Source organism: Bacillus sp. EB106-07-01-XG149 (genome assembly GCF_058791555.1).
Window position 1 is genome coordinate 314,691 of record NZ_JBYTDP010000001.1, and the last position, 21,000, is coordinate 335,690.

The 21,000-nt window shown below is 31.7% G+C and carries 19 protein-coding genes, 1 pseudogene and 1 other annotated feature; of the genes and pseudogenes, 5 read left to right on the plus strand and 15 right to left on the minus strand.

The genetic code is table 11. The features are described from left to right. Positions 1 to 25 precede the first annotated feature (25 nt). On the minus strand, positions 26 to 556 hold the full coding sequence (locus AC3WTA_RS01655) for a DUF4269 domain-containing protein (protein ID WP_000495201.1): 531 nt from the start codon (positions 554 to 556) through the stop codon (positions 26 to 28). A 174-nt stretch (positions 557 to 730) separates the two neighbouring features. Here AC3WTA_RS01655 and AC3WTA_RS01660 point away from each other — a divergent pair, with 174 nt between their 5' ends. After that, complete coding sequence (locus AC3WTA_RS01660) at positions 731 to 1,192, plus strand: hypothetical protein (protein WP_000021530.1); 462 nt, start codon at positions 731 to 733, stop codon at positions 1,190 to 1,192. Between the two features lie 270 nt (positions 1,193 to 1,462). Here the strand turns inward: AC3WTA_RS01660 and AC3WTA_RS01665 are convergent, their stop codons facing one another. Together AC3WTA_RS01665 and AC3WTA_RS01670 are read right to left on the minus strand one after the other, a co-directional pair. Further along, the gene (locus AC3WTA_RS01665) at positions 1,463 to 2,326 is read right to left on the minus strand and encodes a glycerophosphodiester phosphodiesterase (RefSeq protein WP_000824690.1); all 864 of its coding nucleotides are present in this window, start codon (positions 2,324 to 2,326) and stop codon (positions 1,463 to 1,465) included. Positions 2,327 to 2,371: 45 nt separating this feature from the next. Next, the gene (locus AC3WTA_RS01670; protein ID WP_001107082.1) at positions 2,372 to 3,172 is read right to left on the minus strand and encodes a GNAT family N-acetyltransferase; all 801 of its coding nucleotides are present in this window, start codon (positions 3,170 to 3,172) and stop codon (positions 2,372 to 2,374) included. Between the two features lie 507 nt (positions 3,173 to 3,679). On the opposite strand from AC3WTA_RS01670, the gene AC3WTA_RS01675 reads away from it, so the two are divergent. Further along, positions 3,680 to 4,378, plus strand: a complete 699-nt coding sequence (locus tag AC3WTA_RS01675) for a hypothetical protein (RefSeq protein ID WP_033657770.1) — start codon at positions 3,680 to 3,682, stop codon at positions 4,376 to 4,378. Between the two features lie 49 nt (positions 4,379 to 4,427). Here the strand turns inward: AC3WTA_RS01675 and AC3WTA_RS01680 are convergent, their stop codons facing one another. Further along, positions 4,428 to 4,904 (minus strand): methyltransferase family protein, encoded by a 477-nt coding sequence (locus AC3WTA_RS01680; protein ID WP_000971288.1) that lies wholly within the window; start codon positions 4,902 to 4,904, stop codon positions 4,428 to 4,430. 117 nt (positions 4,905 to 5,021) lie between these two features. Further along, a pseudogene (locus tag AC3WTA_RS01685) lies at positions 5,022 to 5,363 on the minus strand (MFS transporter); the annotation flags it as partial. Between the two features lie 644 nt (positions 5,364 to 6,007). Between AC3WTA_RS01685 and AC3WTA_RS01690 the strand changes: the two are divergent. Continuing rightward, positions 6,008 to 7,192: an MFS transporter gene (locus AC3WTA_RS01690; RefSeq protein ID WP_492332791.1), complete on the plus strand. Its 1,185-nt coding sequence runs from the start codon at positions 6,008 to 6,010 to the stop codon at positions 7,190 to 7,192. 92 nt (positions 7,193 to 7,284) lie between these two features. On the opposite strand, the gene AC3WTA_RS01695 is transcribed toward AC3WTA_RS01690, so the two are convergent. Then, positions 7,285 to 8,502 carry a methyltransferase domain-containing protein gene (locus tag AC3WTA_RS01695; RefSeq protein ID WP_000703273.1) on the minus strand — a complete coding sequence of 406 codons (1,218 nt, stop codon included), beginning with the start codon at positions 8,500 to 8,502 and terminating at the stop codon, positions 7,285 to 7,287. A gap of 584 nt (positions 8,503 to 9,086) precedes the next feature. Between AC3WTA_RS01695 and AC3WTA_RS01700 the strand changes: the two genes are divergently transcribed. Next, positions 9,087 to 9,659, plus strand: coding sequence for a DJ-1/PfpI family protein (locus tag AC3WTA_RS01700; RefSeq protein ID WP_000684453.1), 573 nt, complete (start codon positions 9,087 to 9,089; stop codon positions 9,657 to 9,659). Positions 9,660 to 9,793: 134 nt separating this feature from the next. On the opposite strand, the gene AC3WTA_RS01705 is transcribed toward AC3WTA_RS01700, so the two are convergent. From AC3WTA_RS01705 to AC3WTA_RS01745, 9 genes are all read right to left on the minus strand, one after another. Next, positions 9,794 to 10,600 carry a DegV family protein gene (locus AC3WTA_RS01705; protein WP_000831942.1) on the minus strand — a complete coding sequence of 269 codons (807 nt, stop codon included), beginning with the start codon at positions 10,598 to 10,600 and terminating at the stop codon, positions 9,794 to 9,796. A 200-nt stretch (positions 10,601 to 10,800) separates the two neighbouring features. Next, positions 10,801 to 11,307, minus strand: coding sequence for a DUF3189 family protein (locus tag AC3WTA_RS01710; RefSeq protein ID WP_000576339.1), 507 nt, complete (start codon positions 11,305 to 11,307; stop codon positions 10,801 to 10,803). 79 nt (positions 11,308 to 11,386) lie between these two features. Continuing rightward, positions 11,387 to 11,854, minus strand: a complete 468-nt coding sequence (locus AC3WTA_RS01715) for a DUF1453 family protein (RefSeq protein WP_000353194.1) — start codon at positions 11,852 to 11,854, stop codon at positions 11,387 to 11,389. Positions 11,855 to 12,060: 206 nt separating this feature from the next. Beyond that, entirely contained in the window at positions 12,061 to 13,086 is a 1,026-nt protein-coding gene (locus AC3WTA_RS01720) for a serine hydrolase domain-containing protein (RefSeq protein ID WP_000849937.1), read from the minus strand. 105 nt (positions 13,087 to 13,191) lie between these two features. After that, positions 13,192 to 14,430: an MFS transporter gene (locus AC3WTA_RS01725; RefSeq protein WP_000793339.1), complete on the minus strand. Its 1,239-nt coding sequence runs from the start codon at positions 14,428 to 14,430 to the stop codon at positions 13,192 to 13,194. A 65-nt stretch (positions 14,431 to 14,495) separates the two neighbouring features. Further along, positions 14,496 to 14,754: a binding site (T-box leader), on the minus strand. 176 nt (positions 14,755 to 14,930) lie between these two features. Beyond that, complete coding sequence (locus AC3WTA_RS01730) at positions 14,931 to 17,069, minus strand: penicillin-binding protein (protein WP_000549366.1); 2,139 nt, start codon at positions 17,067 to 17,069, stop codon at positions 14,931 to 14,933. A gap of 306 nt (positions 17,070 to 17,375) precedes the next feature. After that, on the minus strand, positions 17,376 to 17,975 hold the full coding sequence (locus AC3WTA_RS01735) for an undecaprenyl-diphosphatase (RefSeq protein ID WP_001110142.1): 600 nt from the start codon (positions 17,973 to 17,975) through the stop codon (positions 17,376 to 17,378). A 262-nt stretch (positions 17,976 to 18,237) separates the two neighbouring features. Next, a complete protein-coding gene (locus tag AC3WTA_RS01740) occupies positions 18,238 to 19,227 on the minus strand; it encodes a zinc-binding dehydrogenase (RefSeq protein WP_000644541.1) in 990 nt (329 codons plus the stop codon). A 171-nt stretch (positions 19,228 to 19,398) separates the two neighbouring features. Beyond that, on the minus strand, positions 19,399 to 19,911 hold the full coding sequence (locus AC3WTA_RS01745) for a GrpB family protein (RefSeq protein WP_000437694.1): 513 nt from the start codon (positions 19,909 to 19,911) through the stop codon (positions 19,399 to 19,401). A 127-nt stretch (positions 19,912 to 20,038) separates the two neighbouring features. Between AC3WTA_RS01745 and AC3WTA_RS01750 the strand changes: the two genes are divergently transcribed. After that, entirely contained in the window at positions 20,039 to 20,920 is an 882-nt protein-coding gene (locus tag AC3WTA_RS01750; protein WP_492332792.1) for a protein kinase family protein, read from the plus strand. The last annotated feature ends 80 nt before the right edge of the window (positions 20,921 to 21,000 follow it).

The window sequence follows — 21,000 nt, forward strand, 5'->3', positions numbered from 1 at the left end:
ATAGAGGAGTTTTTGTATATCATATTTACCACAATCTCATTTCCTGTCCCAATAAAATAAGTTCGTCATAAGGATCTCCGTCAATATTTAATACTTGAGCAAAAGCAGGTTCTGTTTTTAAACCGTTCTCTTTTAAGTGAAGAATTTCTTCCCTTATATGGGGATGCTGCATTAATAACATGTGCTCTACTATCATATGTCTATATGCATTTTGGTTACGCACTGGCTTAGGCTGAGCAAATAATTCAAATTTAAAACCTTCAAATTCAAAATTTACCTTTATCGATTCTGTAGTTTTAATTTTTTTCTTTTTTATTTTGAATCCTTTATAAGAACCGTATAAAGATCTCATTTCCTGTTCAAAAACATCAAAGTTATGTACTTCCATTACTATATCTAAGTCAGATTGAAGAGTATCAATTCTAATAGGAATTGTTCCGCAAAGAACCGGACTATACAAAGTTAAATCCTCCATAATGTTAAGTTTATTCAAAACATCATACACTTTTTGTTGCTTCTCATTCCCAGATTGTAAATATGTAATTGATGTAAACATGGAAGTCTCTCCTTCATTTCGCGTAATACGTGTATTATTAAATTCAAGAAAAATTTATCAGTTGAAACTTGTACTAGGAGTACCAATACTTCAATATATTAAGACGAACAAACAATATGTTTCAACTTTCCTCCTATACTGCAATACTATAAAAATAAAAAAGGAGGAATTATTATGAGCATTTTTCACATTCTTTTAACCATCCACATATTATTTGGAACAATATGCTTAATCAGCGGTATTGTAGCGATGGTTGCTCAAAAGAAAAAAGGAAAACATACGGAATGGGGTGAAATATATCATGCATCCTATGTTGTTATCACCGTTACTGCAATTATATTATCCATTATAAATTGGGATAAAATCGCATATTTATTTTATGTAGCAATTTTCTCTTATTCATTTGCGATATATGGATACCTCGCACGAAAAAAACGTTGGAAAAATTGGCTTCACCACCATATTAGAGGTATGTTAGGCTCTTATATAGGTGCCGTTACCGCACTTTTAGTAAACGTCGGTATTCATATTCCCATAATTAATTTATTACCGCCTATATGGTTTTGGTTTTTACCTACATTAATCGGTATTCCTCTCGTAGCCAGTGTATCAAAAAAATATAAAAAGCGTAGTTAAAATTCATTACAATTTCGTTACTTTCTGATGGTAATTACAAAATTCATACTCAATGTAATATTTTATTAACAAATTCAAATTCATATTGCTTTAAGTTCGTCACTTAGAGCTAAATAAAAAGAATCCAATAAAAATATTGGATTCTTTTTCGGATTGCATTTCAATATCGGCTCTATGTATTCAATGATGTTACCATTTGGATGACAAACTATCTTTGTATACTTGTGGGTACTTGTATTATTGATTCAGTGATAATTACACCATTATAGTTTAAGGCTGTAATAATGAATGTAAACGATCTGGGTAATTCGTAAACATCCCGTCAACTCCCCATAAAATTAACTTTTTCATATCTGTTTCATTATCTACAGTAAATGGATGAACTTCTAATCCATTTTTCTTTATACTCTTTACATAAGCTGAATCAATATATTTATAGTTCATCCCAAGACCGATACAGTATGTTTTATACTTTTTTATCTCTAATTCAGTTAAATGAGCTGCCTTTTTGTAAGGTAGTAATTGTACTAGCGGTATATTAACATCTAAACCATGAATCTTTTGCAGACTTTCTTCACTAAATGATTGAATAATAATTTTATCACTTATTTCGTAGTGCTTTATAATTTCTAATAGCTTTTCTTCCATACCAGGATATTCATCTGGCAATTTTGTTTCAATGTAATAATTAGCGCTTTGCCCGAACGTTTCAATAATTTCTTCTAGTGTTGGAACTTTAGCATCTTCAAATTCTTTCTTCGCTAAACTTGGATGCTTTTCATTAAAAAAAGAACCTGCATTAAGTTGCTTTATTTCTTCTAATGTATGTTCCTTAACTAGCCCCGTACCGTTTGTAGTGCGGTTTACTGTTTCATCATGCATAGCTACTAAATGTCCGTCTTTTGTCATTTGGAGATCAATTTCTATATAATCTCCTCTCAATTGTTGCCCTAATTTATACGCTGCTATTGTATGTTCCGGCGCATACGCAGAAGCGCCTCTATGTGCAATGTTTTTTATATGATTTAATTGATTAATAGCTTTCGTGTACTTAAGTTCATTTGCTTTATGAAAAACAAAAGTACCTATTACTATAAAGGTGCAAATGATTGTAACTATATATTTTCTTTTCATAATGATGTATTAACTCCTACATGAAATTAATTTGGCTTGGATAATTTATTCAAATAAATGTCGATTTTCAAAAACAGTCATTTGTCCAACAGATTGAAAGCCAGCCTTTTTATAAATATTAATTCCATCAGGTGAAGCTTGTAATACGCATTGAGCAACCTTCAATTCTTTTGCTTCTTGCAGCAAGTAATTAAACATAGTAGAGCCAAATCCTTGCCCTCTCATTTCTTCTTTAGTTGCTATATCATAAATACCAATACTATCTTTTGTACATACTATTGAACCAACAGATACGACTTCATTTTTAAAAATCCCTAAATATAGTTTCATATTCTCACTATTCCATAAATCGAAAGAAGCAGTTTCATTGTAGAATGCTTGTACATGTGTACCTTCCTCTGATGTACCAAATAGATTAGCTAACGTTTCCCCAAAATTTTTAATTTGTCCTGGCGAAGATGCTTTTTGTATCGTAAAACCTTCTGGCATGTTTATTGTTGGATGAATTGTTTTTAAGTCTGCTACCATCGCGATATTTTGTTCTGCTTCTTTTAAGCCAAGTTTTATTAATTCGCTTTTTATAATCTGTTCATACCTATCATTCCAAAACCAAACACTCATTGGAAATTTCTTTTGATTATAGTTGTTTACCACTTTATATAATTTCTCAATACCTTCCGTTAAATCATTGTTTAATAAAGTAATGATATTAAATGTATCTGCAGGTAAACCACAGTCGACAGCAACATAATCCTTCGTTTCTTTTACATTCATTCCATGTACTTGCCGCGAAATATATGACGTTTTATATGTGAAGTTATCTATTAATAACTGTTTATAATTCATTCATTTTCTCCTTTCATAATAATTCGTATTCGAATCGTTCCGTATTAAATATAACATATATGAAATGTGCCTATTTCTATAAAAATAGCTCTATACATCACTCTATTCACCCTAAAAGAATTAAAAATGATATAACGTTGTCGGAATGAAAAAAGTGGTATATAATAAACAGTAACATTACTAGTAATTATTTTAGGTATTCCTAGAATAAAGGAGCGATACATATGAAAATTACTATTTATTTCGGAAGTCATGAAGATCAAGATGTTCGTACTATGGACTGTCATTTAGATGTAGAAGATACAGAAGAGATCGTTTCTGTATCATAATATAAATAGTTGGGATGAACCCTCTTCCCTACAGCGTTTAAGGCACCTTTAATAGGTGTCTTTTTTGTTATTTTTTCATCAAAAACCCTTTACTTTAGAGCGTTTTAATAGTAAAATATACATATACGAACAAGCGTTCTTTTTTATTTTAATTGTACATGAAGGGATGATTTTCACAATGGCTCAAGCAAAGCGCAGAGGAAGAAAAAAGCAAACACCTATTATTTCAAATACAGGCTTTATCGGCTCTGTCTTTATTGATACATTGGAGTTACAAAAGAAATCCTATTATTTCGCTCGTAAAAAACTTCAAATTGTTCATCACGTACTTGATGGCCTCTCTGGAGCAACAAGTTCTCTATTTAAAGAACATAACATTTCAGCATACATGTCATGTGTGTATTTACATAAACAAAAGAAAATCGGCTTTGTTCTTTCAACGAAACCATTTGAACAAAGTGACGGTGTTTCTTACTTTATAAATTATTTAATCGAAAAGAATTTTTACGGTAACGAAGAAGTAGAATATCAAGAAGTATTTAATACAGGTTTTATCGGTGTAGTATTCGCTGATTTATGTAGCATAGATCGTTTTAATTTCGAGTTTGAAATGGGTATGTTAACGAAATTAATGAAAGATATGATTATTCCGGTTAAAGAACTCTTTTTACGCCACAATGTACCGGCCTACATCTCCACTTCTCATTTAGAGGAACAAAATAAATTAGGTTTCGTTCTATCTGTAAAACCATATGATGAACGTGCAGAAGCAGATTTATATTTTGAGGCGTATTTAAAAGAACGCGGTTTATTTATCGGTGATGAAGAAGATGATATTGATAAGATTGTTATTAGAAAAACAGCTGAATTACGATAAAAAAGCGCAGGATAATGATCCTGCGCTTTTTATAATTTATGAAACGGATTTACCAAATAAACGGTATTAGTTTTTTGGTTTTCTGTTTATACACTGTAAATTGTTCCCCGTACTTGTTTTGTAAGTAAACATCAGATTTTGGAATATAGTCAAAAACAAATACTAAGAATAGGCCTATAGGAATAAACAAACTATAAAGATTGTTAGAGATTAACGCTAAACCAAGCACCCAAATGCAATCTCCAAGATAATTAATATGAATCGCATATTTAAATAAACCGCCTGTATATAGCTTACCTTGATTTATAGGATTGTCTTTAAAAGATTTTCTAAGTAACTCTGAAACTGTGTTTAATATACTTCCTCCTAAAAACAATGTCCAGCCTATAATAAGAACTGTTAAGTTTGAATCCTGATTACTAGTAATCATTAAGATTGGAAAACCTACATAATTTATTCCAAAAGCAATACTGTTCATAATGACTTCTTGCCATGCAATCCCTCTAGGCAACCATATAAACATCATAGCTGTTAATCGTAAAGCGGTAATAATTAAAGCTATAAAAAGTTCTATTGGATTCTACGAAGCACTATAATCTTTCGAATGAACTTCTAACGTGAAACGATTTGATGAAACTTTAATTACTATTAAATATAAGATTCCACCTACAATTGGAATGATGTAGGCTGGGATATAATTTAATAATAGCCCGGACACTACCATTGCTATAGGAAGCTTTTTATTAACTTTATCAGCAATTACACCGGCAAATGGGTTCATAACAATCATTGGAATCGTTCCTAATATGAGCGTAATCGCGAAATTTAACGCAGATCCAGTTATTTGTAAAACATATAATCCTAGCGCGAAACTATACATAGAGCTACCGAATATTGATACTGTTTTTGCAATTGAATATAAACAAATATTTCTTAGTTCTTGGTTTCTTTTTTTATTTTCTATATGCAATCGTAAACTTCCCATAACAATTCCCCCCACTTTTCTTTGTATTACATTAAGTGTAAGTTATTGGGTTAACCCAATATCAATACATTGTGTTTAAAAATTAATACAAAGAAATAAAAAAAGATGGGGTTAACCCCATGCCCATTAAACTAATCTCATCTACCGTCAATGATTTGAAGATAAATAGCTTAGAATTGCTTAAGCAAATAGTTGTAATTGATTAGATACAAAAATATACATATAAAAAACGCCACCCTTTTCTAAAATTAATTCTACAGAAAGGATGTCGCTTTTTTACTTGATATACCCGTTTAATACTTACGTTTGTTATTTATATAATCTTCATTAGTGAAAGTTAGCAATAGTTGAATTATTTAGATCGCACTTCCATCGAAAGGTAAAATTATTAGAGTTTCAGAAAGCCCATTTTATCTCTTTTATATGGGTACACGTATACGAATGCAAATTTTTTTTATTGAAATGTAAAAAGTAATATGATATCTTCTATTACATTGATTAATTACATATGAGAATCATGTATAATGGCTTGGGGGTCTCTACCAGGAACCAATAACTCCTGACTACAAAACGCGTCTTTTAGCGTTTGTGGTCAGGAGTTTTTTTGTTCTAAGGTAAATAATGATGAGAAGGGAATACAAAAAATGAATTTCAAAGTATTTATATTAGCTTTAGCAACAATAGCAGTAGGGCTTGTAGAGCTTATTGTTGGAGGAATATTGCCAGACATCGCTAAAGATTTTAATGTTTCATTAAGTTCCGCTGGTCAATTAATTACAATTTTCGCCTTTACTTATGCTATAGCAGGTCCTGTATTATTGATTTTCACAAGTAAAGTGGAACGAAAAAAATTGTATATTATTTCACTTTACACTTTTCTAATTGGAAATATACTTACTTATTTTAGTCCGAACTTTACTTTTATGATGATAGCACGAATATTAACTGCTATGAGTACTGCTTTAGTTGTCGTACTTTCCCTTACAATTGCAGCTAAGATTGTTAATCCCTCTTACCAAGCAAAAGCATTAGGATTAATTTATATGGGTATTAGCTCTTCACTTGTTTTAGGAGTTCCACTAGGCATATTAATTTCGAACACATTTGGCTGGAGAGTTATTTTTTTATGTATAGCTATTTTATCATTGGGATCTATTATCTTAATTTCATTATTTTTAGAGAAAATACCTGGGGAGGAAAACCGAACTCCTTTATCTATCCAATTAAAAGCCGTGTGTAGTCCAAAACTAGGTGCTGCTCATCTAGCTACCATGTTTATGTTAGCAGGACACTATACTTTATATGCTTATTTTACTCCTTTTTTAGAAGAAAAGTTTCAACTAAGCCCTTATTGGATTAGCATATTTTATTTAATGTTTGGTATAGCTGCAGTAAGTGGCGGAGCGTTCGGCGGTGGATTATCAGATAAAATAGGCGCTCCAAAAAGTATAGTAATAGTTATTACTTTATTTGCTCTAATCTTATTTATATTACCGTTCACGACAGTTTCTATTAGCCTATTTATTCCCGTTATGATAGTTTGGGCTGCATTGAGTTGGGGACTTGCACCACCTCTACAAAGTTATTTAATTCAAACTGCTCCAGATACGTCAGATATACAGCAAAGTTTTAATAATTCAGCTCTACAAATAGGAATTTCGCTCGGCTCTGCAGTTGGAGGTATAGCCTTAAAACAAATACATAATGTCGCTCATATGGCCTGGGTTGGTGGATCTCTAGTTCTATTGTCTTTAGGTTTGGCTATCTTTTCTCTTACTAGACATACATCGGCAAGAGAGTGTCATGTGAGTGCTAAACATGTAGATTAACATTCTCTTTGTCTTTTGATCGCAAAGAGTCTAAATATAAATCGTCAAAAAAGTCCAGTTATAAAACCGGACTTTTTTTGACGGGATTGCCCTTATCTTTTTCCGAAAAATGAATATGTATAAATTTCTTCTCCTTGAACAAAGAAATCCTCGTACTTTCCTCCTCGTGTCAAATAATTTGAAGTACTTTCATCAATGGAATGAAAGTGTAGATTTTGGATTTCTTTCGTTACTTTTGAAAGTGTAAAATTTTCTCGAAAGTTATTTGTAATTTGGCTATTTGAGCTGAAATTTTTAAATAAAATAAATAAACTTACTAAATAACAATCCGTTTTAAAAAGTGGATTTAATTCGTGAAGTAAAAAATCCTCATGCTCAAAACTATAATTGCTCGTACCAGAATGATCAATTACAACATCAACTGACTGATTCTGAATAGGGATATTCAAAAAATCAGCACAGATAAAGAGAATGTTTCTTTTCGGATTTCTTCTCGCTAATACATCTTTTAAAAATAAAAGTTTATTTAAATCTCGATCCACTGCAATGTATAGGCAATTTTCGGGCAGTTCTTCATAAATGTTTCTCAAAAAGAATCCAAGTCCCGATCCTAAATCCAGTATTAATTTGTTATTTAAATTTAAATGTACTAGTTTCTTTTTCGCCCATTCCCCTTCCCTATGCATATTTTCCAAATACGCATTATCAGTTTCATGAATATAATCCGATATAGTATCTTCAAGTGACGTTTGCTCATTAACTTTAAATAATTTACCCGCAGTTATAATTCCTGAAGTAATAATATATTCTTCACCACAATTACAAATTAGCTTCCCCTCAGTAATTTGGTTGTTAGTAATAATTCCATCTTGAAGAATTAGTTTTTCGCTACACTTAGAACATGTAAGTAAATGAAGTACGCTTAAATCTATCCCTATAATTGAATTTGAAGTTTCATTTGTTAATAATAAATCTTGTAACACTTCCTTTAATTTATCCCGCCTCTTCTCCAAAAGCTCTATTTCCTGTTCCATCTTGTCATATTTCAATTTAAATAAAGATTGGTAAAAAGTATCATTTTCGTAATTCATAGATTTCGCTAAATTTTTATAAAAAAATAGTTCTTTAATTTCATTCAAGCTAAATCCTAGATCTTTGTAATGTAATATAAGTTCTAAATCTATTTGACAATACTCATCAAAAAAATAATGCGATCCCTTTCTTTCAGGAATAATGAGGCCGAGATCCATATAATGTCTAATTGTATCAATACTTACATTATTTACTTCTGCAAACTTACTGATTTTCATAATATCACTACCATTTATATATATTTTTATATAGATTTCTATTTTTATCTTTAAAAATCCTTTTATCTCTCTATACAACAGAATTTAAGGTATGTATAGGATATTTCAATGCCACATATTTTGTAAGTGTATAATCTTTTATTTAATAAAATATACATGTAAACGGATATCATCACCTCTCCTTTATTTAACCAGTGGAGCAGGACTACTATTCTGATGACACTTTTATTTCTATTTCTGTATGTGATGAATTACACCAACTTGCTCGAGAAAGTTAAAGATTCTCATTTCCAAATACCTTACGAAGTTATTGCTAAAAATGTTGGTTTTGTAGAATGAATCGGTAGAAACTAAGCAGAAGATTTAATTGATTTATATGTTTGGGTGAGTTAAAAAATTGCTAACACCTCTTTCAAATGCATGGAATATACAGGGATTTATAACTTAATATAGAACATAAACAGGAGAAGTTCATCTTGTAAATAAGGGGACATACTTATGGAATTAGAATCAAATGTTAAAGCGATTGTTTTATTAGAAACGTTAATTGGCACTGGTAACAACAGTAAGGGGTGGATTAGAAAATGAAAATTGCAATAGTCTGTTTTGATAACTTTACTGATATAGATGTTTTTCTACCATGGGATTTATTAAATCGTGTACGTTTAGTTGGCGGTATTTCTAATTGGAACGTTCAACTATTAGGAACGGGAAAAACTCATATATCCATGTCTGGCTTACGTATTCCCATGACAGAAAGCATATCTGATATTCCGTCTGCTGACGCTGTAATATTTGCAAGTGGTAAGGGTGTACAAGATTTATATAAAAACCAAGAATATATTAATAGTATTCATGTAGATCCTCAAAGACAATTAATAGGATCTATGTGTTCTGGTTCATTACTACTAGGAGCTAAAAAATTGCTAACAGGTAAAAAAGCCACTACATATCCATCCGCAGTAGAACAGCTTAAAGAATTTGATGTGGACGTTATTGAACAAAGTTTCGTGAACGAAGGAAATATTTCGACTGCTGCAGGCTGTTTTGCAGCTCAAGATCTCTCAGCGTGGATTATAAGAACCCTAATCAATGAAGAAATGGTCAATACTGTGCTAGAAACTGTTCAGCCAGTAGGCAAAGGTTTATATTTTTAATTTCAAATCAAGTTGAGGGATTGGTTGCTCCCAAAAATGATAAAATGATCTTTTTTGCTTGATAGCGATGTAATATGCCTCCAATTTCAATTTAATTAAATAAAAAACCCGTGAATCATTCACGGGTTTTCATCTTAATAACTAATTGCTATTGTACCTTCACCTGCATGAACCGCAAATGAAATTGGTAATGGATATAGTTTAAAGTCCATTTCAGGGAATGCTTGTCTAATATCTGAAATCCATTCTTCAGCTCCATCTTTATCATTAGCATGGAACATATGAAGTACTTTTGGTAATTCTTTTTCAAGCTCATTTTTAATGTATTCTCGACATTTTTGGATTTTGCGAACTTTCTTTTCAAGTAAAAGTTCTCCACCTTTTACTTCTAATATTAAGTTAACACTTAATAAACTTCCAAGTAAAAATTGAACTCCCTTTACACGCCCACTTGCGTAAAGGCCTTTTAAACTTTTCGGGAATACGTGGAAAGGTCTTCTTTTTTCATCTACCAATGTTTTGTGTATATCTTGTAACGTCATACCATCAGTGTATAACGATTTCGCTTTTCTAATTAATTCATCCATTGGATAACTTGTTGTTTCACTATCCAATACCGTTAATGGGAAACCTGCCATGTCTGCAGCTAACTTCATGTTTTGATAAGTTCCACTTACTTTTCCGCTAATAGCAACTGCAAATCCCTCTTCATATTCTTCTTTGCATTTCGAAAATAACTCTACCATTTCCCCTATGTTAGGCTGTGATGTAGTGACAGTTTTACCTTCGTTTAACGCATTATAGACGCGCTCACGCACACCTTCTTCACAATCTTTGTACGACACACCATCAATAATAACTTCAATCGGGATAACAAAATTATCTCCTTCTGTTGTAAAACTCGCAGTTGTACTATCAGTAATCCAAGCAACACGCTTCATGTTGTTCCTCCCTTAATTCAATTCCTCTTTTCTGACTTTTCTATATATTTATGTTACGAAAAGAGAATATCCCTGTAATAGTAACAGGACTTTATTGTTTTGGCTATAGTAGATGAATAGTAAATGTGAATATTTTTTGTCATTTTCACCATAAAAAGAAGAAAACCGAAGTATTTGCCCGATTTTCTTCTTTTTATGCATTATTTAAAAGTTTCATTATCTAAAATTACAACATAATCATTTGTCAATCGGCCAGCTTCTTTCGTATAACTAACAAGTCTTTGTACGTTATCACAGCAAAGTTTCGCTCCCCATACGAGTAACGGTACGCCGATGAAGTCGATGTGAAATCTTCTAGAAAACAGGCCACCGAAAGTCATTGGTAAAGGCACTGTTGGTGATGTATTAGAAAAAATAATCTTTTCATGACTTTGATAATGTTTTTGCAAAATCTCTCCTAAATGTTTCATCGCAGGTACAACAACTTTTGATGCGCCGCATCCAATTGTATATACTGGATTACCATTTTCGTCTATTCCATGAAAAATAATTTTCCCCATATCTTCTGTTTTCAATTTATTAAAGTAATCTACATTCAAAATTTCTTCTTTCGTTAACTTACGATCCGTTGGTAATTTATTTAAATGATAAGCTGCAGCAAGTGAAGTTGAATGCGTTCCGCCGAAATCTGTGTAAATGAATATCATATTATCATCCCTTGTTATAAATGTTCAATGTTATTTAGTATTACCGTTCACGGCGCTGTTAAACAATGGATGAATACTTTCATGTTTTTTGTATTAATTCATTATATTTTTTCCAAATATAATATCGTTTACTAATTACAGTACCTAATGTGATACATAAAAAGGTATTTGTTACAACCATTAATGTATAGTGAGTACTGCTAGAAAACATACTTTGTTTAATCAAAACCTTCGTACCTAGAATGGCAAGTAGAATAATTGTACTTAACCAATTTCCTTTTCGTAATACATGACCTGTTTCACTATCTAATCGAAATGTTAAAACTTTTCCCCTAATCATTCCAAGGCCCAATCCAATCCCCAGCATTACAACGAATAGTAATACTTTCAATATAGTTAATTGTCCCATATGAATAATAGACTGGATTGTCGCAAAGCACAGCAAAGTCGGAATGAACCAAATACGATTAATATTCACTTTATATTCTTTACCTTGCATTAATATCATTATAAAAACAACAAGTAGAATAACAAATAGAATATCCATTTAGAGTCCTCCTATTTACTTGTTTACATTTGAAAATTATATTCGCTTCTTTTCATTCCATACTTTAAATAAACTAGCTAATAAAAATTATAAAATATAGAATGTGATTTCCCATCAGTTTTAAGCATTGTTTATGCAAAAAAGACGTACAAATAAATAGTACGTCTTTTTTACATTTATTAATGCGTTCATAAACTCTTTTAACCTTATGAAAAAGAGTTTTCTAATTCTTTCATTATCTTTTCAGGACCCGCTCCTTTATTTGACGGAATAACTACTGTAATTCCTAAGCCTAGATATACGGCCGAGCGAAAACTGACGCCTGGATCATATCCCATTACATGATATTTGAATATTTCGTTTTCTCTTGTTTCAATCCATATTCCATATCCGTAAGACTGATTATTATTTACTTGAATATGAGGAGTTAAAAGTATTTTTGTATATTCTCGGCTTATGATTTCAAAGTTAAATAACGCTTCCCAGAACTTCAGCATGTCTGGCGCAGTAATAAAAGCACCACCATCAGAGCCTCCTATTATTGGTATAGAGTAGATGTTTGTTCTCCAATTTTGGTTAGTTTCATCTTTTATATATCCAAGAGCTGTGTACCTTGGTAATGTATCTAAAGAAAAATAGCCAGAATCATTCATACCAATTGGTTTAAATATGTTTTTTTCTATATACTCCGTAAATTTAAGTCCTGTCTGTTCTTCGATTATTAATCCCAGTATGATAAAACCTGCATTGTTGTAGTGAAATTTACTTCCAGGTGCAAACATCATACTTCTGCTTTGGAATAATGGTAAAAAATCTTTTAAACTTTTTAATAGATACATAGGAGTTTCTTTCCAAAGATCCTCAAAGTTATCCAAAATACTTTCATCGAAATAATCCGGAATACCCGAACTATGCGTCAAAAGGTGATGTATTGTAATATCTTCATTAAAGTTTGGAAATTTAATACTTAAACACTCTTTTAACTTTGTTTGAAAAGTAATTACACCTTTTTCAACAAGTTGACAGATACCGATAGCAGTGAATATTTTACAACCGGAGGCAATCCCGAACTTTGTTTGTAGCGTATTGTTTATACATTCATTTCGATTTGCGTAACCAAACGCCTCTTCATAGACTAAGCCTTTTTCTTCTTTCACTAAAATTACCCCAGAGTAATCTATATGCCGATGTATTTCTTTTACAATGCTGTCTATTTGATCTTTTGTTTTCATTACAAAAACCACCCTTGTTTATCAATATTGTTCACCTTTCTTATATTTCCATATATAGGAGGGAGAACCCTCCTATTGAACACCATACGATTTAAACTAAGAGAACTATTTCGAATTGATTGACTCAGAGGAATGCACTTTAGACTGTGATGGCAATAAAATAAACACACACAATATGATAGTTATAAGGAACATGATTGATGATCCTATAATAACTACAAGTTGTATAGAAATAAATTGAGTTGCAACTCCGAATAGAATCGTAATCAAAATGGTTATGACCGCAATAACGAGCCCATATATACTCCCAATCCGTCCCATAATATGGACAGGTATATTATTTTGATAAAAGGTATAAAATCCCGTATTGGCATATGCCATAGAGAAAGATAAAATAAAGAATCCGATTGTCGCTATTAAAAATTCATTTGAAAAAGCATAAATTAAATAACCGATTGCGATGAATAATGATCCTATTCCAATTAAAAATGAAGGTGTTAATTGTTTTGATAAAATTGTATTTGTTATGGCTCCTAAAATAAACCCTGCTCCAGCGATACTAACTAAAAAGCCATATTCGCTATCTGTTAACAATAAAACTTCTTTCGCAAATGACAATTCAAGTGAATCAGTGGCGGCAACTAAAACCATCATCCCTTGAAATAAAAAGTACACAAAAACGATATATAAAGATTTCTTACTGAAATTTAAAACGATGTTCCAATCTTTTTTTAGTACAGCTAAAGATAACTTGTCATTTGACGTAGTAATATCGGATTTTTTATCAAGATTAGGTAACAGTAATGTAATTACTCCTGATAAGAGAAATGCTATAGCATTTATATATATAGCAAACTCCGATGTACTTGCTATTAACAATAAGCCCGCTATCGCTGGACCAATTAAAGATGCACCAGATCCTATTAAACTACGTAATGAGTTGAAACGTTGTCTTTGCTCAACTGGAACCAATTTCGTCATATACGCCATAGCAGTTGGCTCATAAATTGCATTGGCCATACTTATAAAGAATACGAATACATAAACAATCCAAAGTGATGGAAGTAAAGGTAAAATAGCGATAAATACCGCACGATATATATCAAGGTGAATCATTAACTTCCGTTTATTTAAACGATCAACCATACTTCCTGACCATGCGTTTGTAAATAAAGCGGCTAATGGTTTAATTACATATAAAGTAGCAACAGCTAAGGCTGAGCCTCCCATATTATAGACAAGTACATTCAGTGCTATTAAGTAAATCCATGCCCCTAAATTCGCAATACCAACTCCAGACAGTAGTAATAAAGGATATTTCCAATCTTTAAGTAAGTTTTTCATTTTAGGCCCCCGCTTTCCAAATTGTTTTGAATCAATAAAAAAATCCCACCCCCAAGACTTTTAGTCTTAGGGACGAGATTTATCATCGCGGTGCCACCCTAGTTTGTTAATATGTCGCCATATTAACCTTATCAGGTACTGCATTCTATTTCATGCTTATACCATAGCTCTATAACGGGAGCTCCCGTCACACTATCCCCTAATAAAAGGTTCCGATGTGCTGCTCAGAGGCTTGGTTCAATAAAGAATTTTTGCTCCTTTTCAGCTAAATAGAGCTCTCTGTGAAAAATTCATTTTATTTACTCTTCTCTTCACTGCATTTGATTTTTTCCATATTATCACAAATTAATTTAACTGTAAATATAAAATAATCAGATATTTACGGACGTGTCACTGTTTATTCTCTTATTTATTATTTTTCCAAAAAATTACGGTGCGTGAAATTACTTAAATCTATAAAAAAAGAGCCTATTATATATAGACCCTTCACTTTGTCCGAATTAGTTTGTATTCGCCTCTGCTAGCGGTTGTAACGGTGGTTCCAATTCTAGGATTAATGCATCGCCTTCTTGTATATCTTGTCCCTTTTCAATGCTCTGACTCGTTACATAGCCCGTACCTGTAGTTTTTAAATCTAATTTTAATAATTTAGAGAAATACATAACATCACGCATTGACCAACCTTGTAAATTTGGCATTATTGCGTTCTTCCCTAATAAAAATATACGATCCCCTTCACTCATTACTTCACCAGATTGCGGATATTGTTTTATTATTTTTCCTTCGCCTAAAATTATCGGTTGGAGCTTCTCTTTTTTCACACTATTCTCTACTGTATCCATTGATTGATTGACATAGTTTTGTACTTTTAATTGGGATCGTTTCGTTGCATCTGCCATTTGTTTTTCTGTATATGGTTTCACCTTTAAATATTCAAGGCTATTTTTCACAACTGGTTTAAATATTTCAGCAAGCGGCTGAGCTCCATACTCGTCTCCCTTTAACTTTGGCTGTTTAATAGCTAAGTATACAATTAACTCTGGGTCATCAATCGGAGCCATACCTAAAAATGAAAAAATATAATTTTCTTTCCCTTCCATATATCGTCCATTTTCAGGATTCGGAATTTGCGCTGTTCCGGTCTTACCTCCTATTGGATAACCATCCACTTTATACATTGTACCAGTACCTTTTGATGACGTAATAACACGCTCCATTAAATTCCTTACCTCGTCCGCTGTCTCTTTTTTTATCGGATTCCCAATTTCTTTCGGTTGATTTTCCATAATAACTTGTTTGTTTGTGGGATTTACAACTTTGTCAACGATATATGGTTGCATCATTTTTCCGTCATTTGCTATAGCAGTAGCTGCTTGGATTAATTGAATGGGAGTTACTGTAGAACCTTGTCCGAAAGAAGTTGTGACTTGTTGAATTTGTGTATTTAATAATAATGTGTTTTTACTTTCGCCAGGTAAATCTATTCCAGTTTTTTGGTTGAATCCAAATTTATTCATATATTGCTTAAATTTATCCGGTTTTAATAACTTATCTTCTAAAATAGAAAAAGCTACGTTTGATGATCTTTCAAAGCCTTCATCAAATGTAATAGATCCCCATCCAAACCCACCGTTATGATCTTTTATATCAGATGAACCAACTGAATATTTTCCAGATTGGAAATATTCTTTCCCGTTATATACCCCTTCATTTATTGCAGCAGCTAACGTAAATATTTTCATTGTTGAACCGGGTTCGTATGCATTTGCGATTGGATCATTTAAAAAGTACTCGATATCACCTTTATTGGGGTTAAAACTAGGTTTACTAGACATCGCTAAAACTTTTCCTGTCTTTGGATCCGCTATGATTCCTACTAACATAGAAGGATCATAGTGTTCTTGTGCCTTGTTCATTGCTTCTTCTAAAAAACCATTAATTTGTTTATCAAGCGTAAGGTATACATTATTTCCATTTTTAGCGGCTTCTACTTTTCCTATATCATTCGTAAGCGGAATACCCCCTTGCGTGCCCACATATTCTATTTTCCCATTTGTAGAGCGCAAATATTTATCTAGACTTTTTTCAAGTCCAAATTTTCCTTCTGTATTTCCTTTATCATCTGGTCTAGCAAAACCAAGTATATAGGATGCAAAATCTTCATTTGGATATACTCTTGCTTTCTCTGACATAAAGGATACACCCGGGATTTTTAATTGTTTTATTTTTTCCTTCACTTCTCTAGATAAATTCCGACCAACTTTTCCAATTTCAACTTGCGTACGTCCCTCATGAAAATTTTTTAATACGTCCTCTTTATCAATTTCAAGCGCATCAGCTAATCGTTGAGCAGTTTCATCTTTGTTTTTCACTATATCTTTCCCTTTCAAATTCACAACAACACGATACGTTGTGGAATCTTGGACTAGCACTTTTCCAGTTTGATCATAAATCGTGCCACGATTTGCTTCTAAAACACCATTTTTATTATGTTGTTCATTTGCTAGATCCTTTACATCCACATTATGCAGGACTCCTACTGCCTGAATATAGAAAAAACGCAAAAGCATAATAAGAAATAACACAATAAAAGTAACCATAAAATACCGCGCGCCTTTATTCGTTTGAAGTTTATGCATGTTTATCTCCTTTCTTTATTAATTTATACATGCAAAGATGCGCTTTAAAATATGTAATTTTTGTTTTCGATACTATATGTTTCGAAGTTTTCTTATCAATTCCTTTAAAACAATGTGAAACTGGTTATTGTTAATTTATTTAAACACTTAAAATACAGTACGTGAAATTTAAGAATATTCATTCTTTTAATCTTGCTGCATAACACTCAAATTCTTTTTGCAAGTAATCTATTCACTTGTATACAAAAAACCTCCTTTCAATTTCCAAAGGAGGGTTTTCAATATATAAAATGCTAGTTATGAAATTTAACCTACATGGTTATACTTCTTTAGAAAAGGAATTCGTTTCGCTGCGAGTGCGTACATTTTGAAAACAAGTTTTGCGATTGGTTCAAATATACGTTTTTTCTGCAACAATAAACTGCTTATAATACTTGTTATTACAGCTGCACCCATTACATCTAAAGGAAAATGAACACCTACATACAAACGTGATATACAAACTAAAACCGCCCATAAAAGTGCAATATATCTTAACTTTTCTCCTCTAAGAATAAAAATGAATGCAATCGATAATACAAGTACAGAATGATCACTAACAAAGGATGAGTTTTCTGCATGAGGTACTAATTGATTCACATCATATGCTACAAAAGGACGTGGATGATAATATACTACATGAATAAAAACATTTACTAGTAATGCAATTATTACTGAAAGTGTCGTATACAACACTGTATATTGTTTTCTTATCGCATTCTCTTTCTTTCCGTTATGAAACCATAAGATAAACATGAATAGAATAGCCACATATGCAGCGCTATTTGTAATAGCAATCATTGCCTTATCTAAGAGCGCAGATGTACCTGCTAAATTGTTTATCCATTGAAATACTGTGTAATTCACATTACTCTCTCCTTACAATTTCTTGTTTTACTTGAAATTAAGTTACAAGTTTACTTGATTTACACAGTATACAACATTTACACACATTTAGATTTTCACTTTATTCATTTTACTATTTTTCATTTGACAATTATGTAACTATTTACATGTATTAAAAATATATAGGGTGGAAAAAACCTTTTAAATCGAATGATTCACAAACTATAAGTTTATATATTACAAAACATAACCATATAAAAACATAGGTTATTAAATCATATTTTTATTCCATACGTAGAGCGATATTACCGAACTGTTCGCTCTGTTCCATACGGCTTAACGCTTGAATGGCTTCTTTTAACGAATAAACTTTATCAATAATTGGTTTAATTTTATATTTCTCTATAAACTTAATCATTTCATTAAATTCCTCACGGCTCCCCATAGATGTCCCCATAATATCGATTTGATTATAAAATAATGCTCGTAAAGGTAATTCAATTTTATCTCCTGAGCTAGCACCAAAATTAACAATTCTCCCATTTGGTTTTAATACATCAAAATATTGTAAGAATGTTGCTGGACCTATACTATCAATTATTAAATCTACTTTCTCTCCGCGTAAACTCTCTTCCCAATTTCCAGAACTATTAAAAGAAAAGTCTGCGCCATATGTTTCGGCAAACTTTCTTTTACTCTCTACCCTTGAAGTAACACTTACTTTTGCACCAATTGCTTTTGCAAATAACATGGCAAATGTCGCTACACCGCCGCCTATCCCCGGAATTAAAACATGTTCTCCACACTTTAATCTACCCTTTGTAAAAAGTGCTCTATATGCAGTTAGTGCCGATAAAGATAAAACCCCAGACTCTTCCCAAGTAAGATATGACGGTTTTGCCACTACATTTTCAGCTGGCACAATAACATATTCAGCAAACGTTCCATTTTTCGGTCCACCTAAAACCTCTGGTAAATCTGGTACTTCGGCAATATTTTCCCATCCAATGCTAGGATTTATAATAACCTCGCTATTTAATAAATTATTTGAAACACCTTCTCCGATTTCTGTAACAATTCCTGAACCATCTGACCCTATTACTAACGGCAGCTCCATTTCTTTTCTATTGTTTATAATAAATAAATCCCTATGATTTAATCCTGCAGCTTTTAACTTTACTTTTACTTCACCGGCATTAGGATTTGTTTCAGATGAAAATTTATATTCTAATCCTTCTACCCCTTTTTTATATTGATGTACAATAGCTTTCATTGTTTAATTCCCCCTTAATATTTTCAATATACTAGAAATATCGAAATAAATAAAATAATCCGTCTCCAATAATTAGAAATAAAGTATATCGTTATAACAAAAGAACAAATCCCTCCCTATAAATAACGTAGGAAGGGGTTTTTAAAATTTTTCAGATAAGAATCTGTAATTTTAATTTTTTTGAGTTTTGGCCAATTCTAAAATTCTTTGAATAAACGGTGCCTTTTCCTTTGTATACGAAACACGATCAAAAGGATATGTAGCTGCAAGTTTCTCTTTTAATTCTCTATATTCTTTACGTGCCCATTCATGTTTTATTAGAAAGTCTCGAAATAAAAGATTGTTTTTCCATTCGTCACTATTATAAATATAAACATGCAAATGATGGGTACCAGCTCTCCATTTTCCCTTTCTAAAAAAACGTCGATTAGGTGTTTCTTTTGGAACATACTCATATCCAATCTTTAATAAATCTTCAATCCACTTTTCAGTAATTTGTAAATCCGTTACGCCAATCATCATATCAATTAGAGGTTTCGCTCCTAATCCTTGTACAGATGTGCTCCCTATGTGCTGAATAGCAATACATTCTGCTCCAAATAATGAAATAAATTTCTCTTTTTCTATTACATACTCTTCATACCAATCTTTTTGATATGGTTTAATAACGATTTGTTGTTCCATATTGTTCACCCTCTTATAAGTGTTTATTATTATATTTATAAAATTTCATGTGATTAACATAGGATTTTTACAAAATATGTCGAATACTGAAATATACAACTTAATTATAATAAATGTGAGGTATATTATGAAAGATATTCCAGTTGAAATTCAATTAAATCAAGTAACATTCCAATTAAAGAAACATACTAATTTTGATTGGCTTATGAAATTAGGAACCGTATTTGCGGTTTTTGACCAGCAAGATTCAGGAAATCTATCTTTTGGTGTAGAAAAAGATGGACATAAGAAATTTATTAAATATGCAGGAGCACATACAATTGCATATAACGGAAAGACCGGCGATGCAATTGATAGATTAAAAAATTCAGTTTCCTTATATGAAGAATTAAAGCATGAATCACTTATACAATTAATTGAACATTTTCCCGTTCAATTTGGATATGTCTTAATTTTTGATTGGTTTGATGGCGAATGTCTTCATTCACATTGGAGTTTCCCGCCACCTGAGAAATATAAAAATCCAAACTCTCCTTATTATAAATATAAGCATTTATCTGTTTTGGAGCGAATTCAATCCTTAAATTCTATGTTTTCTTTCCATACATATGTCGAAAAGGAAAACTATGTAGCAATAGATTTTTTTGACGGTAGTATTTTATATAACTTCCATACAAATGAGACGAAGATTTGTGATATTGATTTATATTCTAAAAAACCATACGTGAATAAAATGGGAAGATTATGGGGTTCCTCGCGTTTTATGTCTCCTGAAGAATTTGAGCTAAACGCTATGATTGATGCAAGAACAAATGTATTTAATATGGGGGCGATGGCTTTCGAAATTTTAGGAGGTGGAAAAGATCGTTCCTTTACAAAATGGGAAGCAAGTAGGGATTTATATGAAATAGCGTATCGTGCTGTAAATGAAAGCCGAGCTGAACGATATGAATCAGTTAAAGTATTTTATGAAGAGTGGATAAACGTAGCAAATACTGAAAAGATATAACCCATATTATTAAAAACATAAAGTTTCTACTATAATCATGTATAACATAGATGTTTTCATTAATATTGCATATTAGTACT

Excerpts from the sequence above, each read along its gene's own strand:
- AC3WTA_RS01655 (WP_000495201.1), bottom strand. The coding sequence starts at position 556 with ATGTTTACATCAATTACATATTTACAATCTGGGAATGAGAAGCAACAA.
- AC3WTA_RS01660 (WP_000021530.1), top strand. The coding sequence starts at position 731 with ATGAGCATTTTTCACATTCTTTTAACCATCCACATATTATTTGGAACA.
- AC3WTA_RS01665 (WP_000824690.1), bottom strand. The coding sequence starts at position 2,326 with ATGAAAAGAAAATATATAGTTACAATCATTTGCACCTTTATAGTAATA.
- AC3WTA_RS01670 (WP_001107082.1), bottom strand. The coding sequence starts at position 3,172 with ATGAATTATAAACAGTTATTAATAGATAACTTCACATATAAAACGTCA.
- AC3WTA_RS01675 (WP_033657770.1), top strand. The coding sequence starts at position 3,680 with ATGGCTCAAGCAAAGCGCAGAGGAAGAAAAAAGCAAACACCTATTATT.
- AC3WTA_RS01680 (WP_000971288.1), bottom strand. The coding sequence starts at position 4,904 with ATGATGTTTATATGGTTGCCTAGAGGGATTGCATGGCAAGAAGTCATT.
- AC3WTA_RS01690 (WP_492332791.1), top strand. The coding sequence starts at position 6,008 with ATGAATTTCAAAGTATTTATATTAGCTTTAGCAACAATAGCAGTAGGG.
- AC3WTA_RS01695 (WP_000703273.1), bottom strand. The coding sequence starts at position 8,502 with ATGAAAATCAGTAAGTTTGCAGAAGTAAATAATGTAAGTATTGATACA.
- AC3WTA_RS01700 (WP_000684453.1), top strand. The coding sequence starts at position 9,087 with ATGAAAATTGCAATAGTCTGTTTTGATAACTTTACTGATATAGATGTT.
- AC3WTA_RS01705 (WP_000831942.1), bottom strand. The coding sequence starts at position 10,600 with ATGAAGCGTGTTGCTTGGATTACTGATAGTACAACTGCGAGTTTTACA.
- AC3WTA_RS01710 (WP_000576339.1), bottom strand. The coding sequence starts at position 11,307 with ATGATATTCATTTACACAGATTTCGGCGGAACGCATTCAACTTCACTT.
- AC3WTA_RS01715 (WP_000353194.1), bottom strand. The coding sequence starts at position 11,854 with ATGGATATTCTATTTGTTATTCTACTTGTTGTTTTTATAATGATATTA.
- AC3WTA_RS01720 (WP_000849937.1), bottom strand. The coding sequence starts at position 13,086 with ATGAAAACAAAAGATCAAATAGACAGCATTGTAAAAGAAATACATCGG.
- AC3WTA_RS01725 (WP_000793339.1), bottom strand. The coding sequence starts at position 14,430 with ATGAAAAACTTACTTAAAGATTGGAAATATCCTTTATTACTACTGTCT.
- AC3WTA_RS01730 (WP_000549366.1), bottom strand. The coding sequence starts at position 17,069 with ATGCATAAACTTCAAACGAATAAAGGCGCGCGGTATTTTATGGTTACT.
- AC3WTA_RS01740 (WP_000644541.1), bottom strand. The coding sequence starts at position 19,227 with ATGAAAGCTATTGTACATCAATATAAAAAAGGGGTAGAAGGATTAGAA.
- AC3WTA_RS01745 (WP_000437694.1), bottom strand. The coding sequence starts at position 19,911 with ATGGAACAACAAATCGTTATTAAACCATATCAAAAAGATTGGTATGAA.
- AC3WTA_RS01750 (WP_492332792.1), top strand. The coding sequence starts at position 20,039 with ATGAAAGATATTCCAGTTGAAATTCAATTAAATCAAGTAACATTCCAA.